This window comes from Pseudoalteromonas sp. Z1A6 (assembly GCF_011378745.1).
GTDB lineage: Bacteria > Pseudomonadota > Gammaproteobacteria > Enterobacterales > Alteromonadaceae > Pseudoalteromonas > Pseudoalteromonas arctica.
Genome location: NZ_WTKW01000063.1, coordinates 1 through 15,795 on the forward strand (window position 1 = coordinate 1; position 15,795 = coordinate 15,795).

Consider the following 15,795-nt stretch of genomic DNA (forward strand, 5'->3'; position numbering starts at 1 on the left):
ATCGGCATTTGTAACTTCAACTTAAATTTATAATTGAGTTTATTTACTAACAATAGCATTTTTATTGCCGAGTAAATTAATTTTTAGGGCTAAGTTACAGTTAAGTAATAGCTAGGTAATGGCTAAGTAATAACTAAGTTAAAACTATAACCCATACTTAATGATTAACCATTAAGTATGATTGACTTAACTAACCCGTCTGTTTTTTGGCGTTTATGTCAAAAAACTGCCGCTATCACTTGCATCCATGCTGAACTGGCTTACAATTTAACTAATTATACAAATTAGTGAAAGTACGGCTCGCTAAATATGATCTTGATTTTAGATAATAATAACAACCGCGCAATAGGATTAAATGCTTCACTTGGCTTTATTGGTGAAGCTGCTGAACTATTAAGCGAAGACTGCTTTGAACAAGAATGCAAAAAATATCAGCAGCAAGAATGCATGATTATTTTAGGAGCGTTGCAATCACTTGACCACGAAAGCTTAATTAAACGCTATCCAACATTACCGTTTTTATTAATTGGCGAAACGCTAAAACCACTATTAAGTATAGCTAATGTGGTGGGGCTTATTTGCGAGCCATTTAATCACGAAGTGACAACTCAGTTACTTCACGATTGCCAGCAGTATCAGCGTATGCTGCCAAACGAGCATAAGCATACTAAACCACATAAAATTTTTGATGGACTTGTTGGTGAAACAGAGGCCGTAAAAGATGTTCGCTTTTTAATTGAACAAGTGGCAAAAACCGACGCTAATGTTTTAATTTTAGGCGAATCAGGCACAGGCAAAGAAGTGGTTGCCCGTAATGTACACTTGCTTTCAAAGCGTATTAATGGACCGTTTGTACCAGTTAACTGTGGTGCTATACCGGCTGAGCTGCTCGAAAGTGAACTATTTGGCCACGAAAAAGGCGCGTTCACTGGTGCTATATCGGCTCGTAAAGGGCGGTTTGAACTAGCTCAAGGTGGAACGCTATTTTTAGATGAAATAGGCGATATGCCACTGCAAATGCAAGTTAAGTTGCTGCGAGTATTGCAAGAACGCAGCTACGAGCGTGTTGGTGGTACAAAGGCCATTCAGGCTGATGTACGCGTTATTGCGGCCACGCATCGTAATCTTGAAACAATGATTGAAGAGGGCAGTTTTAGGGAAGATTTATATTACCGCTTAAATGTATTTCCTATCGAAAACCCATCGCTGAGTGAACGTGCTGATGATATACCGCTGCTTTTAAAGGAGTTAATGCGCCGAGTTAACGACCAAACAGGTTCTACCGCTAAGTTTACCGAGCGCGCAGTTGAGAGCTTAAAAGAACATGCTTGGCCTGGTAATATTCGTGAGCTTGCTAACTTAGTGGAACGAATGGTTATTATGTTTCCTGAGAAAGTGGTTGATATTCCCGATTTACCTAATAAATATCGTTACATTGAAGTTGAAGCCTACGAGCCTGAATACCCTGAAGAGTTAATGGAAAAAGACGCCTTTAACGATATATTTAGCACCGGTTTTAGCGATTACGAAACTGAGCCAGATGCTGAGTTTAGCCAAACGGGTAGTGGGCTGTTGCCTGATGATGGCATTGAACTTAAAGATTATTTAGCCGAGCTCGAAATAAGCTTAATAACCCAAGCGTTAGAGCGCTATGATTACGTTGTGGCTCGCGCTGCAGAGATATTGGGTGTTCGCAGAACCACACTCGTTGAGAAAATGAAAAAGTATAATCTTTCAAGAGATTAAGGTTTAAAAGCAGCTGTCAGTGTTTAGTTATAAATTGGCCAAACACAGTAGATAAATAACCCCTCGTTTTGTAGGTGCGGTTTTATACCGCACTTTACTTAAAAAATATTAGCAAGAGCGCGAAGTAAATTCGCACCTACACGGTTTTTACTTTTGTTGTAGACGCTAGACTGCTCGCGTGAAAAACGAGGATAAATGAGAAACCATAGCCAACTTACGCGTTACTTCTCTATAGCGCAGCGTCTCTTAACCTCTTTGTGAACAAATTACTTTTATGGCTTTTAATCACTTACTACTAAAAGCCTCAATAATTTCTTCTTTTCTAAAACAATCATTACTGTGATCGTTAACCATACCGCAGGCCTGCATATGGGCATAAACCGTGGTTGGTCCTAAAAACTTAAAACCCCGTTTTTTTAAATCTTTCGCAAATGCAGTTGATGCCTCTGTAATTGCTGGGTAGTCCTCAACGTTATTTAAATTACTTATAATCGGTTTATTACCCACAAACTGCCATTGGTAGTTACTAAAACTTCCAAATTCTTTTTGTATTTCTATAAAGCGTTTAGCGTTGTTAACAGTTGCCGCAATTTTTAAGCGATTGCGCACAATACCCTCATTAAGCATTAGTCTCTCAATGTCATCCTGTGTGAATTGGGCTACTTTTTTTACATCAAAATTAGCAAATGCTTTTTTGTAACCGCTGCGCTTTTTTAAAATTGTGTACCAGCTTAAGCCGGCTTGCGCGGATTCAAGAGTGATAAATTCAAACAGCTTTGTATCATCATAAAGGGGGACGCCCCATTCTTCATCATGGTAAATAACGTAGTCGGGTTTAGTGGTGTCGAGCCACGGGCAACGGCACTTTATTTGCTCACTCATTATTATTCCTTTTTGCGTGCGTCATTTTTATGTCGCTCAAATTATTGATGTAACTTAATGATAAGTATGTAAATAAATTTTGGTATAAATCGTGCATTTAGACATGTATCTACATCAATTCGAGATTTGATTATGGCCCTTGCTAGCGTGCTAAAACCACAGTTTTTTTCTGCAAATCAGTATAACCCATGTTTACTTCAAGAGGAGTACATTGGTGAATTAAGCGATCTGCGCAAGCAAGCAAGTTGGCTTTCGCATTTGGTTGATACCATGCCAGCAGGCGTGGTTGTACTTGATGGCAAAGGGTTGATTGCAAAAGCGAATCAAATAGCGATTGATATGCTTGGCGAGCCACTTGAAGGCGAACGCTGGTTTAATGTTATTCAGCGCTCTTTTAGGCCACATCAAGATGATGGTCACGAAGTGTCTTTAAAAGACGGGCGCCTAATAAAACTTGATATTACTGCTTTAGCACCAGAGCCTGGGCAACTTATTTTAATGACGGATTTAACCGAAACTCGCCGTTTACAAAAACGTGTTGCACATATGCAGCGATTAAGCGCGCTGGGTAAAATGGTTGCGTCACTGGCGCATCAAGTCCGTACGCCGCTCTCAGCCGCTATGCTGTACGCTGCTAATTTAGGGTCTAAGCGCTTACCCGAAGCATCTCGCGATAACTTTCAAACAAAGTTAATGTCGCGTTTAAAAGATTTAGAAACTCAAGTAAACGACATGCTGTTATTTGCTAAAAGTGGCGATCAGCAAGTTGTTGAGCAAGTTTCAATGCAGCAGCTTTTAACAGAAGTTAAAGCGGGCGCTGATGCGATGGTCGCACTTAATGAAAGTGAGCTGGATGTAAGCTTACCAGAGCCAGATATACAAATAGTCGGTAATAAAACGGCATTGGCCAGTGCTATTCAAAATCTTGTGCACAATAGTATTCAAGTTATTGGCGGCGGTGCAAAAGTAAAAATTAGCGCACAAAGAGATTTAAAAGATTTAGATATGGTTCGTATTAGTGTGAGCGACAATGGCCCAGGTGTTGATTTAAGCCAAAGCGATAAAATTTTTGAACCATTTTTTACTACAAAAAGTCAGGGCACAGGTTTAGGACTTGCTGTAGTGAGTTCGGTGGCTAGTGCGCACCAAGGCCGTGTTGATGTGACCAATAATACGCAGGGTGGTGCCTGCTTTAGCTTGTTACTGCCTATTAAGGCAACATCTAAATTAGAGGGATCATTATGAGTAACACTATTTTAGTTGTCGAAGATGACGCTGGGCTTCGTGAAGCCTTAATAGATACCCTTGAAATATCGGGTATTGAATGTGTTGCAGCTAACAGTGCTGAGCAAGCAATGTTACTGCTTAAAAAAGATCAATTTTCGCTTGTTGTAAGCGACGTGCAAATGGGCGCAATGAGTGGCCTTGATTTACTACGCAGTATTAAATTAAACCACCCTGATTTACCTGTATTGATGATGACGGCGTACGCCACAATTGACGATGCGGTAGAAGCCATGCGCCTAGGTGCAATTGACTACATGGCTAAACCATTTGCACCTGAAGTGCTGTTAAATATGGTGAGTCGTTATTTGCCTGAAAAAGCAAAAGAAACCGACGGCCCCATTGTTGCCGACCCAACTAGTATTCAATTATTGGAGCTTGCAAGTAAAGTAGCACGCTCTGATGCAAGTGTAATGGTACTTGGCCCAAGTGGTTCAGGTAAGGAAGTACTCGCTCGTTATATTCATGATAAGTCGAGCCGATGTAATGAGCCATTTGTGGCGATTAACTGCGCGGCTATTCCTGAAAATATGCTCGAAGCCACTTTATTTGGTTATGAAAAAGGGGCTTTTACGGGGGCGATTCAAGCATGTCCGGGTAAGTTTGAGCAAGCACAGGGCGGGACTATTTTACTTGATGAAATTACTGAGATGGACTTAGGGCTACAAGCAAAGCTGTTACGCGTACTGCAAGAACGTGAAGTAGAGCGTTTAGGGGGTCGTAAAACAATCCAGCTCGATGTACGTATTTTGGCAACCAGTAATCGTGATTTAAAAGAAGCCGTGTCTGAAAATCAGTTTAGAGAAGATTTATATTACAGGCTTAATGTTTTTCCACTAATGTGGCGACCGTTGTGCCAACGCCCTGGCGATATTATTGTATTGGCTAAGCATTTAATTGAGCGCCATATAAGTAAAAGCAAAGAGCCCATGGCATATTTAGATAAAGCTGCTGAGCAAAAGTTATTGGCTCATGCGTGGCCTGGCAATGTGCGCGAACTTGATAACGTTATACAGCGTGCACTTATATTGCGAAGTGGCGATACAATAAACGAGCATGCTATTTTTATCGAAAACTTAGTATCTAATAACTTTGTTATGGAGCCATCATTGGCACCAGCGCAAACAGTATCGCCAACAGAATTAGCTCACGCAGATAAAGGCGTTGATAAAAGCACGCTAAGCTCTGCATATTATGATGAAAAATCGCATGCAGAGGATGAGCCTAAGCAAGGTTTACTAGCGGCAGATACCGGTAGCTATAAAGATGAGCTTAAAGACAAAGAGCATCGCATTATTTTAGAAACCCTTGCACGTTGCCAAGGCAAGCGTAAAGACGTTGCCGAAACGTTGGGCATAAGCCCACGAACTTTACGTTATAAACTAGCGCAAATGCGCGATTTAGGTATTTCACTTCCTGCATAACCTCCTATAAACCCTAAGTTTGCGCTACGAACTTAGGGTTGTCAAAACTCTGACTAACACAAATTAAAGTTAACCTATTGTATTTTAATGATTAATTATTTGGCATGCTTTGTGCTTTATTACTTGTAAGAGTTCACTGCGTGTCAGAGATAAATTATGAAAATTCAAAACAGTGCTGTATTTCAAGAAATGCAATCAATGGCTTTAGAAGCCGGCCGTAATAATCAAATAAATAAATTGCCGACTCAAGTTCAACCTACTTCTACTTCCCAGTTTGGCGACATGCTAAGTGATGCACTAAATTCAGTGCATGGATTACAACAAGATGCCGCTCAAAAAGTAACAGCAGTTGAGATGGGTGATCGAAGTGTATCGCTTGCTGAGGCGATGATTGCTTCTCAAAAATCGTCAGTTGCTTTTGAGGCTACAGTACAGGTTCGTAATAAACTTGTTGAAGCTTATAAAGAAATCATGAACATGCCTGTTTAATTAGGTAGTGGAGAATTATTGTGGCGCAATCTAACCAATCTACAGACCTAGCACTTGCTGGTGGCGGTATTGACCAAAGTGGTGGTGATGATCAACAAGAACAAAAGTCAGGCTACTTAAGTGCTTTAAATGGTGTTGATGTATTGCGCCAAGTAACATTGGTTATAGCATTGGCTATTTGTTTAGCTATCGCGATTTTTATTATTATTTGGGCTCGTCAGCCAGATATGCGCCCGTTAGGCAAAATGCAAACTGAAGAGCTTATTCAAACGCTCGACTTTTTAGATGCGCAACAAATTGAATATCAACTAGATGGTAATGTTGTATCGGTTGATGAAAGCGAATACCAAAATATTAAATTGTTAATGACCCGCGAAGGGTTAGAGCAAGGGCCAGCGTCGGGCTCTGATATAATTATGCAAGATATGGGCTTTGGTGTAAGCCAACGCTTAGAGCGCGAACGCCTAAAACATGGCCGCGAGCAACAACTTGCCCGCACCATTGAAGAACTTAACAACATTACTCGCGCCAAAGTATTGTTAGCTATTCCTAAAGAAAACGTATTTGCGCGTAGAGAGAAAAAACCATCAGCAACTGTTGTATTAACGCTTAAGCGTGGTCGCTCACTCGACCGTGAAGAAGTAGACTCTGTTGTTGATATGATTGCCTCGGCAGTACAGGGTTTAGAGCCTATGCGAGTTACTGTTACCGATCAAAATGGTCGATTACTAAATTCAGGTTCGCAAAGCTCATTAGCAGCACGCTCTCGTAAAGAATACGATTTAGAACGTAAGCGCGAACAAGAGTACCTTGAAAAAATAGACAGTATTTTAATACCGGTTGTTGGACTTGCAAACTATACCGCTCAAGTTGATTTGAGTATGGACTTTAGCTCGATTGAGGAAACTCAAAAGCGTTATAACCCAGACCTACCAGCGGTTAGAAGCGAAACCACATTTGAAGAAAATAACATTGGCGGCCTAGCTGTTGGTATTCCAGGTGCGCTTACAAATCAGCCACCGTTAAACTCGAACATTCCTGAGGTTGCGGGGCAAGGTGGTGCAGGCACAGCTACATCACCAACACGCAGCCACAAAGAAGCAACGCGTAATTATGAACTCGACACTACAATTTCTCATAAGCGCCAGCAAAGTGGTGTAATACGTAGAATAAGCGTATCAGTTGCTGTTGACTACATTGCTAAAGTGGGAGAAAACGGTGAAACAACCATGACTCCACGTTCGGTAGAGGCATTGTCAAATATTCGTCGCTTACTACAAGGTGGTGTAGGTTTTGATATGCAACGTGGTGATGCACTTGAAGTCGTAACAGTGCCGTTTGTACGTGAAGAAACAAATTTAGCAATAGAAGTGCCACTGTGGGAACAAGACTGGTTTATGAAAATAGCCCGCCTTGTATTAGGCGCCTTAGTTATCATTGTATTGATAATGGCAGTAGTAAAACCAATGCTTAAACGCTTAATTTACCCAGACGATACACTAGAAGAATACGACGAAGATGCATTAAGTTCAGGCGTAGATATTGGCGACAATACACTTGATATGCTAAATAAAGACTTTGATTCTGCTTCGGTTGGTTTCTCAAGTGATGGTACACTGCAGTTACCGGATTTACATGGCGACGAAGATTTACTTAAAGCAATTCGTGCCCTTGTAGCTAACGAACCAGAACTATCATCACAAGTAGTCAAAGCGTGGTTAACAGAAGATGACTGATCAAGAACAAAAACAACTCCCGCCAGCCTTTGATGTTGATAAGCTAGATGGGGTAGATAAAGCCGCTATATTACTTTTGAGTTTATCAGAAGAAGATGCCGCGCAAATCCTTAAACACTTAGAACCTAAACAGGTACAAAAAGTGGGTATGGCTATGGCTGGGTTACAGGACTTATCACAAGCTAAGATTAGCGCTGTACACAACTTGTTTATAGAACAAATTCAAAGCTTTAGTACCATTGGTTTTCAGTCAGAAGACTTTATTAAAAAAGCGCTTACTGCAGCACTTGGTGAAGACAAAGCCGCTAGCCTTATTGACCAAATTGTTATGGGCTCAGGCGCTAAAGGCTTGGATTCATTAAAATGGATGGACTCTAAGCAGGTAGCAAACATTATTCGTAATGAGCATCCACAAATTCAAACCATTGTATTATCGTACTTAGAGCCAGAGCAGTCTGCTGAGATTATTGCTCAGTTCCCTGAAAAAGTGCGCTTAGATTTAACCATGCGTATTGCAAACCTTGAAGAAGTTCAGCCGGCAGCACTGCAAGAGCTAAACGAAATTATGGAAAAACAATTTGCCGGCCAAGCAGGTGCACAAGCCGCTAAAATGGGTGGCTTAAAAGCAGCTGCAGATATTATGAACTACCTAGATACCAACGTAGAAGGGCAGTTAATGGACTCTATTCGTGAACATGACGAAGAGATGTCGCAGCAAATTCAAGATCTTATGTTTGTGTTTGAAAACTTAATGGATGTTGAAGACCGTGGTATTCAAGCAATCCTACGAGAAGTACAACAAGACGTATTAATGAAAGCAATTAAGGGCACCGACGATGCGCTTAAAGACAAAATACTGGGCAATATGTCTAAGCGTGCAGCCGAAATGCTTGCTGATGATTTAGAGGCTATGGCACCGGTACGTATAAGCGAAGTAGAAGCGGCGCAAAAAGAGATTTTATCAACAGCGCGTCGTTTATCTGACTCAGGTGAAATTCAGCTGGGCGGCGGCGGTGGCGAGGAGTTCCTGTAAACTATGAGCAAACTCAAAGGACGCACACTTCGGGCTGATGAAGCAGATGAATTATTAAAAAACTGGGCTATTCCAGATGTAGCACCAGATGAGAGCAGCTTTGGCAATCGCTCTACGGCTTACGGCACACCGCTTAGTGAGTTGTACAAAAAAGAATTAGCCGAAGAAATGCCTATTGATGAGCCACAAGAACCAGAACTCCCTGCGCTTACCATGGTTGAGCTTGAACGCATTAGACAAGACGCGTACGAAGAAGGCCTTAAACAAGGTCATGAGCAAGGCTACATAGACGGCTTTGAAAAAGGCGTTGGCGAAGGTAAAGAAGCTGGCTACAAAGAAGGCTTAGAGCAAGGTAAAACACAAGGCCTTGAAGATGTAAAACCATTAATTGAAGAGCAGTTAACAAGTTTAAAAGCCATTTTAGAGGGGCTAACTGCACCGCTAGATAAAGTGGACGAACAAGCTGAAAAGCAATTAGTACAACTTGCTAGCATGTTGGCGGAAGCTGTTATTTATCAAGAAGTAAAAACATCGCCTGAAGTGATTTTACATACTTTAAAGCAAAGTATTGATTCACTTAATGCGGAGCAAGAAAAAGTACGAATCCATTTAAACCCCGAAGATTTAGAACTCATAAAAGAGAGCTACGGCGAACAAACCATTATTGATAATAACTGGCAATTAATGGCAGAGCCCACTCTTGAGCGCGGTGGCTGTGAAGTTAAAACAGCGCAATCGTCACTCGATATGACTCTTAAAACACGTGTCAAAGAAACGTTGGATAGTTTTTTGCATAATAGTGGTATCTAACTACTTTATTGGCGTGTTATGTCAACTCAACGTGCACCTTTAAGCGAACGCTTATCTCAGTATCAACAACATATTAAAACCCCAGCGCCTGCTGTGGCCGGTATTTTAACGCGTGTTGTTGGCCTTACGCTTGAGGCTAGAGGTTTACGTGCACCCGTTGGTAGCCAATGTAAAATAGAAACCATGAACGGCTTTGTAGACGCCGAAATAGTCGGTTTTAACGATCAAACTTTGTACTTAATGCCTAACGACCACATTTCTGGTGTACTTCCTGGTGCACGTGTTATTCCCCAAGTTAATAACTTAGGTTTGCCTGTAGGGATGAGCTTATTGGGACGCGTGGTAGATGGCTTAGGTCGACCGCTAGATGGCCTTGGTAAAATTAATGCTGAGCATCATTTAAAGTTTGCGCAAAACACTATAAACCCGCTATCAAGAAGACCAATCACTAAGCCTATGGATGTAGGTGTGCGTGCTATTAACTCAGTTATCACAGTAGGGCAAGGCCAGCGTATGGGCTTGTTTGCAGGCTCTGGTGTGGGTAAATCAGTACTACTGGGTATGATGACCCGAGGTAGCGAAGCCGATGTCATTGTTGTTGGCTTAGTGGGGGAGCGTGGCCGCGAAGTAAAAGAATTTATTGAAGAAATACTTGGTGTAGAAGGGCGCAAACGTTCAGTTGTTGTCGCAGCGCCTGCTGATTCATCACCGCTTATGCGTTTAAAAGGCTGTGAGAGCGCCGTAACTATTGCAGAGTATTTTAGAGATCAGGGTTTAAACGTATTATTGTTACTCGATTCGGTAACGCGTTACGCAATGGCGCAACGTGAAATTGCACTTGCTGTAGGCGAGCCACCCGCTACAAAAGGTTATCCGCCTTCGGTGTTTGCTAAATTGCCTGCGCTGGTGGAGCGTGCTGGTAATGGTGGTGAAGGGCAAGGCTCAATAACGGCTTTTTTTACGGTGTTAAGTGAAGGCGATGATATGCAAGACCCTATTGCTGATGCAGCGCGAGCTATATTAGATGGCCACATTGTACTTTCGCGTGATTTAGCTGACAGTGGGCACTATCCCGCTATAGATATAGAAAAGTCGATTTCGCGTGTTATGCCTCAAGTTGTTTCTGAGCCGCATATGCAACAAGCCCGAGTGCTTAAGCAAGTTTATTCAATGTATCAACAAAACAAAGATATGATTACTTTAGGTGCCTATCAAAAAGGGACCGATCAAATGCTCGACCAAGCTATAAATATGATGCCAAGAGTAAATGCATTTTTACAACAAGGTATGCGAGATGTCATTAGTTACGATGATGGCCTGCAAGGTCTTGCTCAGTTACTAGGACAAGCATAATGGCTAAAAACAAACTCGATTTATTGCTCAAAATTGAAAATGATAAAGAAGAAAATTTGCGCATGAGTTACTTACAAGCCAATCAAAACTTGCAAGCAAATCAACAAAAACTACAAGGTTTAAACAATTTTAGACTTGAATACTCTCAGCAGTTACACCTAAAAGGTAAGTCGGGTTTATCCAGCGCCGGGTTTGGGCAGTACCATGCCTTTATAGCTAAAATTGAAGAAGCAATTCGTCAACAAGCAAGTACTGTAAATACCGCTAAACAAGTAGTTACTCAACGTAAAACGCTGTGGCTTAAGCAGCAAATTAAAGCTAAAGCAGTCGCCAAATTAATCGAAAATCAAAAACTCAAAGCAAATGCGTTAATGGCTAAAAATGAGCAAAAAATGTTAGATGAATTTTCAGCTAATCAGTTTTTTCAACGTCGTAAAGCTTTGTAATTCAGGCACGTTAATTGCTTTGTTACTTAGTGGAATTCAACTTTTGGCGGTATGCGGTGGCATATTGCCGTAATGGTATTAGGTGATTTATGGCGATGAATAACATTTCGTTTTTAGTTTCTTCTGAAAAAGATTCACTGTTAGCTTTTAAAGACAATAGCTTAGCTAATGGCGGAGGAAATTTAGGCGATGAATTTTTAAGTCAGCTAAACGAAGCGCATAACTTTATGGAGCCTTTGCTTAAAGGCAATAAAAATCCCGATGCCGAAAACTCTATTGCCATACCTAAGCATAAACAGCCAGAAGAAAATGAAAATATGAGCGTAAAGCTAGATGAAGTAATAACTGACGAAGTTACTTTTGTGTCTGTTGAGATGCTTGATCAAATTAATTCAGCACAAGCAATGAGCACTTCGGTCAATAAGCCGTTCGATGCAACTAACAGTTCAGAATCAGAAAATGCAGAGCTAGAAGCTACACAAGCAGAGAATACCAAAATAGAGAATACACAATTACAAAGCACACAAGTAATTGCATCCACTAATACAAGTGATGAAGTATCGGCTAAAGAAGCGAATACAGCCAGTGTAGTGCAAAATCCAATTGCCACTAATGTAGACTCTAAAACGGCTAAATTAACTGATTCAAAAAGCGATAACTTTAGCTCACCATCTTTGAATTCGTTACCATTAAATGAAGGCAAGCATCGTAAAAGTGGTGTTGCTGAAGCTATTGAAGGGCCATTAAATTCTATAAATAAAAAGTCCGATGACAGCATTGGCCCTATATTAGAAAAACCTGAAGTTGTCTCAACCTCAATGAGTTCTAGAGAGCAAATAGGACAAAATAAGTCTGCTGATGAAAATAATATAGTTTTGCCAACACTCACCGACAAAGCGGGCGTTACTCAGTCTTCTTCAGCCGCAACTGAAGCTGATAATAATGCAGCAATAGATACGTTAATGACTAAAGATACGAGCTTAATTAAAGCTAATGATGTTATTGCTAGTTTAACGCCTGAGCAGCGCTCACAACTTAACGCGCAAATTAAGGTATTAGAAAATACTGATTCAACCAGTAACGCAACTAGTAGCACTTCAAATCTTAAGCAAATGCTTGCGCAATTTATTACTGATAATGAAGAAGCACAGGGTAGCGTAGCTAAACACTCTTTTAGCGCAGAAATCAATTCACTTAATACAACTGAAAAACAAAGCTTATTAACGCAATTAAACGCTTATATTAAAACAGAGCAGCCTAAAGGCGAGCAATTGGCAGTGCTTAAGCAAACAGTTAATGAATTAAAAGCTTCAATTGAAATAGGACTTGCCGATACCGCTAAGACCGACTCAAAAACGTTTGTAGCGTCAGAGACTCCTAACACAGTATATAATCCACAAAAGTTAAGCTTAAAGACATCAACAAACGAAGAGGCTGATTTAAATAAAGCCGTAACAACCTCAACTAAGCGTGATGATTTATTAAAATCACTTGAAGAATTACAAAAAGATGGCCTTAAGAAAATAACTGCAGAACAAACACCTGCACGCGTAGCACAAATATTTACGCAAATTACAGCTGCTTTAAATACTCAGCAAGTGAGCACATTAAGCCAATACGACTCATTAAGTTATGAGCAGAGCTTACTTGATACCCAAATAGTACAAACTCAACAATTACAAAGTACATCGCAAGTTAAGCAAGTAAGTATTGATCCTGGTGTAATGCAGGCAATTAATATTGTTAAAAGTGATGCAGCTAAATTACTGCAAGAGCGCGTTAGCTCAATGCTGAGCATTAATAACAAAGAAGCAGAAATTCGCCTAGATCCTCCTGAAATGGGCAGTATGCAAATACGTATTCGTAGCGATGCAGAACAAGCACATATAAACTTTGTAGTACAAAACCAGCAAGCCAAAGAAGCACTTGAACAATCAATGCCGCGCTTACGTGAAATGTTAGCGCAACAAGGGTTAGAGCTTGGTGAAAGTACTATTTCTTATGGGCAATCAGGTGGTGAAACTGCCGAGCAAAGTGAGAGTGGACCCCAAGGTAATATGGCTAATAATAAGTCAGTTAATGATGAAAACGACGAGCAAGCAAATAACACTGCACAAAGTTCTCGACAACAAACTTCATCATCAATAGATTACTATGCCTAAGTGCTGCTATTATAATAACTAAAACAAGCAAGTACCTTTGCGATTAAAGGAATCATGATGGCTGAAGAAACAAGTTTAGAAATTGAAGAAACCGGTAAAAGCAAAAAGAAACTAATAATAATCATAGTAGCTGTACTACTTATCGTAGGCGGTGCTGCAGGTTACTTTTTTATGTCGGGTTCGGATGCGCCAGTTGAAACCTTAGATGAAGAGACTGCGATGTCAGCAGATGCTCCTTCTGCTGCTGTTGGTGATTCAGCTGAAATAGGCAGTGCTTTATATGTGTCAATGCCACGCCCATTTGTATTTAACGTTCCCGGTTCAAGTCGCGACAGAATTGTGCAAATTAAAGTACAGTTATTAGTACGTGGCGAAGTAAATGAAGAAACAGCCAAAAAACACATTCCACTAATAGAAGGGACGCTACTAAGCGTATTTTCTACTACAACTGCTGATGAGTTAAGTACGAGCTCTGGTAAAGAAACACTTCGTTTTTCTGCACTTGAAAAGGTACAAAAAGCCTTAATGGATGTTGAAGGCAGCAAAGTAATTGAGCGGGTATTGTTTACCGGCTTTGTGATGCAATAAGGGGTTAGCGTGAGCGATTTATTATCCCAAGACGAAATTGATGCGCTATTACATGGCGTTGATGACGTTGAAGAGGAAGATATACACGAAGGTGAAGATGGCGGGGGAAGTACGCTTCAGTACGATTTTTCTTCGCAAGATCGGATCGTGCGTGGTCGTATGCCGACGCTGGAAATTGTTAATGAACGCTTTGCTCGTCATATGCGAATTAGCCTATTTAACATGATGCGCCGCACCGCAGAGGTGTCTATTAACGGCGTGCAAATGATTAAGTTTGGCGAGTATATTCATACTTTATTTGTTCCAACCAGTTTAAATATGGTGCGTTTTAGACCTTTAAAAGGCACTGGCCTGATTACCATGGAAGCACGACTTGTGTTTATTTTGGTAGATAACTTTTTTGGTGGTGACGGGCGTTATCATGCAAAAATAGAAGGCCGAGAATTTACGCCAACAGAGCGCCGAATTGTACAAATGCTCCTTAAAATAATCTTTGAAGATTATAAAGAAGCTTGGGCACCGGTTATGGATGTATCGTTTGAATATCTCGATTCTGAAGTAAACCCAGCTATGGCTAATATTGTAAGCCCAACTGAGGTTGTGGTTATTAGTTCTTTTCATATTGAGCTCGATGGTGGCGGTGGCGATTTTCATATTGCACTTCCGTATTCAATGCTTGAGCCAATTCGAGAGCTGTTAGATGCGGGTGTTCAGTCTGATACTGAAGATACTGATTTACGTTGGAGCAAAGCGCTTCGCGATGAAATAATGGATGTAGAGGTTGAAATATCAACTCAGTTACTTGAAGTTGATTTAACCTTAAAACAAATTATGGAACTCAAAGCCGGTGATATTATTCCGGTTGAAATGCCTGAGCATATAACCGTGTTTGTTGAAGAACTACCTACATTTAGAGCCAAAATGGGTCGCTCTCGCGATAATGTTGCGCTTCAAATTAGTGAAAAAATTAAACGACCTGATTCAGTTAAATCTGAGCTGCATGTATTTACCAAAGGCGGCAAGAAAATTGACTCAGATGCAGAATTAGCAGAACTAGAAGATGATTTACACCTCTCTGACGGTGTAGACTTAGACTGGTAATTGATTAAAAGGTTAAAAGTATGAGCGATGATCAAGACACAATGGATGAATGGGCAGCAGCATTAGCAGAAGCCGAAGCTCCAGATGATAGTAGCGAAGCACATGTTGCAGAGCTTGATGAGTTAAGTGATTCAAAACACGAAATGAGTGGCGATGAAAAACGAAAACTCGACACTATTTTAGATATCCCCGTTACTATTTCAATGGAAGTAGGACGCTCTAAAATTAATATTCGTAACTTATTGCAACTTAACCAAGGCTCTGTTGTTGAGCTTGACCGTGTTGCGGGCGAGCCGCTAGACGTGCTAGTTAATGGTACTTTGATAGCCCATGGTGAAGTAGTTGTAGTAAACGACAAGTTTGGTATTCGCTTAACTGACGTGATAAGCCAAGTAGAGCGGATCAAAAAACTACGATGAGCTTATTAGTTGCTTTAACGAGTTCCGTTTTTTCAAAAGCAGATGTGGCAACACCTACTGGAGATATACTCTCTATGGTGCTGTCGCTTGTAATGGTGCTAGTACTAATTATTGTGCTGGCATTTTTTGTTAAAAAGCTTAATCCAAATTTAGCAAACAGCGATGAATTTAAAGTAGTCAGAAGTCTACCTTTGGGTTCTCGCGAGCGTTTAATGGTTGTTGAGATAGATAATGCTCAGCATTTACTTGGTGTAACTCCCCACAGTATTAATTACTTACACAAGTTAGAAACTCCATTAAGTGAAAAAGAACTACCTGAATT

Annotated in this window: 15 protein-coding genes; 14 read left to right on the forward strand and 1 reads right to left on the reverse strand. The window is 40.7% G+C overall.

The annotated features are described in order from the left end of the window. Positions 1 to 309 precede the first annotated feature (309 nt). Entirely contained in the window at positions 310 to 1,746 is a 1,437-nt protein-coding gene (locus GQR46_RS06105; protein WP_165728693.1) for a sigma-54-dependent Fis family transcriptional regulator, read from the forward strand. Between the two features lie 285 nt (positions 1,747 to 2,031). Here the strand turns inward: GQR46_RS06105 and GQR46_RS06110 are convergent, their stop codons facing one another. Continuing rightward, complete coding sequence (locus GQR46_RS06110; protein WP_165740417.1) at positions 2,032 to 2,628, reverse strand: DNA-3-methyladenine glycosylase I; 597 nt, start codon at positions 2,626 to 2,628, stop codon at positions 2,032 to 2,034. A 132-nt stretch (positions 2,629 to 2,760) separates the two neighbouring features. Between GQR46_RS06110 and GQR46_RS06115 the strand changes: the two genes are divergently transcribed. The 13 genes from GQR46_RS06115 to fliO form a co-directional block, all read left to right on the forward strand. Further along, on the forward strand, positions 2,761 to 3,873 hold the full coding sequence (locus GQR46_RS06115) for an ATP-binding protein (protein ID WP_007581877.1): 1,113 nt from the start codon (positions 2,761 to 2,763) through the stop codon (positions 3,871 to 3,873). Continuing rightward, positions 3,870 to 5,336, forward strand: a complete 1,467-nt coding sequence (locus GQR46_RS06120) for a sigma-54 dependent transcriptional regulator (RefSeq protein WP_165740418.1) — start codon at positions 3,870 to 3,872, stop codon at positions 5,334 to 5,336. Before GQR46_RS06115 ends, GQR46_RS06120 begins: the two co-directional genes overlap by 4 nt. Positions 5,337 to 5,492: 156 nt before the next feature. Beyond that, entirely contained in the window at positions 5,493 to 5,825 is a 333-nt protein-coding gene (gene fliE, locus GQR46_RS06125) for a flagellar hook-basal body complex protein FliE (protein WP_007581879.1), read from the forward strand. A 20-nt stretch (positions 5,826 to 5,845) separates the two neighbouring features. Next, the gene (gene fliF / locus GQR46_RS06130; protein WP_007581880.1) at positions 5,846 to 7,561 is read left to right on the forward strand and encodes a flagellar basal-body MS-ring/collar protein FliF; all 1,716 of its coding nucleotides are present in this window, start codon (positions 5,846 to 5,848) and stop codon (positions 7,559 to 7,561) included. Beyond that, positions 7,554 to 8,594, forward strand: coding sequence for a flagellar motor switch protein FliG (fliG, locus tag GQR46_RS06135; protein WP_007581881.1), 1,041 nt, complete (start codon positions 7,554 to 7,556; stop codon positions 8,592 to 8,594). The genes fliF and fliG overlap by 8 nt, the downstream gene beginning before the upstream one ends. Positions 8,595 to 8,597: 3 nt before the next feature. Next, positions 8,598 to 9,404, forward strand: coding sequence for a flagellar assembly protein FliH (fliH, locus tag GQR46_RS06140; RefSeq protein ID WP_024592741.1), 807 nt, complete (start codon positions 8,598 to 8,600; stop codon positions 9,402 to 9,404). Between the two features lie 18 nt (positions 9,405 to 9,422). Then, positions 9,423 to 10,757, forward strand: coding sequence for a flagellar protein export ATPase FliI (gene fliI / locus GQR46_RS06145; RefSeq protein ID WP_002959338.1), 1,335 nt, complete (start codon positions 9,423 to 9,425; stop codon positions 10,755 to 10,757). Beyond that, positions 10,757 to 11,203 (forward strand): flagellar export protein FliJ, encoded by a 447-nt coding sequence (fliJ, locus tag GQR46_RS06150; protein ID WP_002959337.1) that lies wholly within the window; start codon positions 10,757 to 10,759, stop codon positions 11,201 to 11,203. Before fliI ends, fliJ begins: the two co-directional genes overlap by 1 nt. An 89-nt stretch (positions 11,204 to 11,292) precedes the next feature. Next, positions 11,293 to 13,365, forward strand: coding sequence for a flagellar hook-length control protein FliK (locus GQR46_RS06155; protein ID WP_165740420.1), 2,073 nt, complete (start codon positions 11,293 to 11,295; stop codon positions 13,363 to 13,365). Positions 13,366 to 13,422: 57 nt separating this feature from the next. Further along, complete coding sequence (fliL, locus tag GQR46_RS06160; RefSeq protein ID WP_007585800.1) at positions 13,423 to 13,953, forward strand: flagellar basal body-associated protein FliL; 531 nt, start codon at positions 13,423 to 13,425, stop codon at positions 13,951 to 13,953. A 9-nt stretch (positions 13,954 to 13,962) separates the two neighbouring features. Continuing rightward, on the forward strand, positions 13,963 to 15,054 hold the full coding sequence (gene fliM, locus GQR46_RS06165; protein ID WP_007585802.1) for a flagellar motor switch protein FliM: 1,092 nt from the start codon (positions 13,963 to 13,965) through the stop codon (positions 15,052 to 15,054). A gap of 20 nt (positions 15,055 to 15,074) precedes the next feature. After that, complete coding sequence (fliN, locus tag GQR46_RS06170; RefSeq protein ID WP_007585803.1) at positions 15,075 to 15,473, forward strand: flagellar motor switch protein FliN; 399 nt, start codon at positions 15,075 to 15,077, stop codon at positions 15,471 to 15,473. Continuing rightward, positions 15,470 to 15,795, forward strand: a 326-nt coding sequence (gene fliO, locus GQR46_RS06175; RefSeq protein ID WP_165740422.1) for a flagellar biosynthetic protein FliO, incomplete at its 3' end; no start/stop codon positions are given. The genes fliN and fliO, both read left to right, overlap by 4 nt.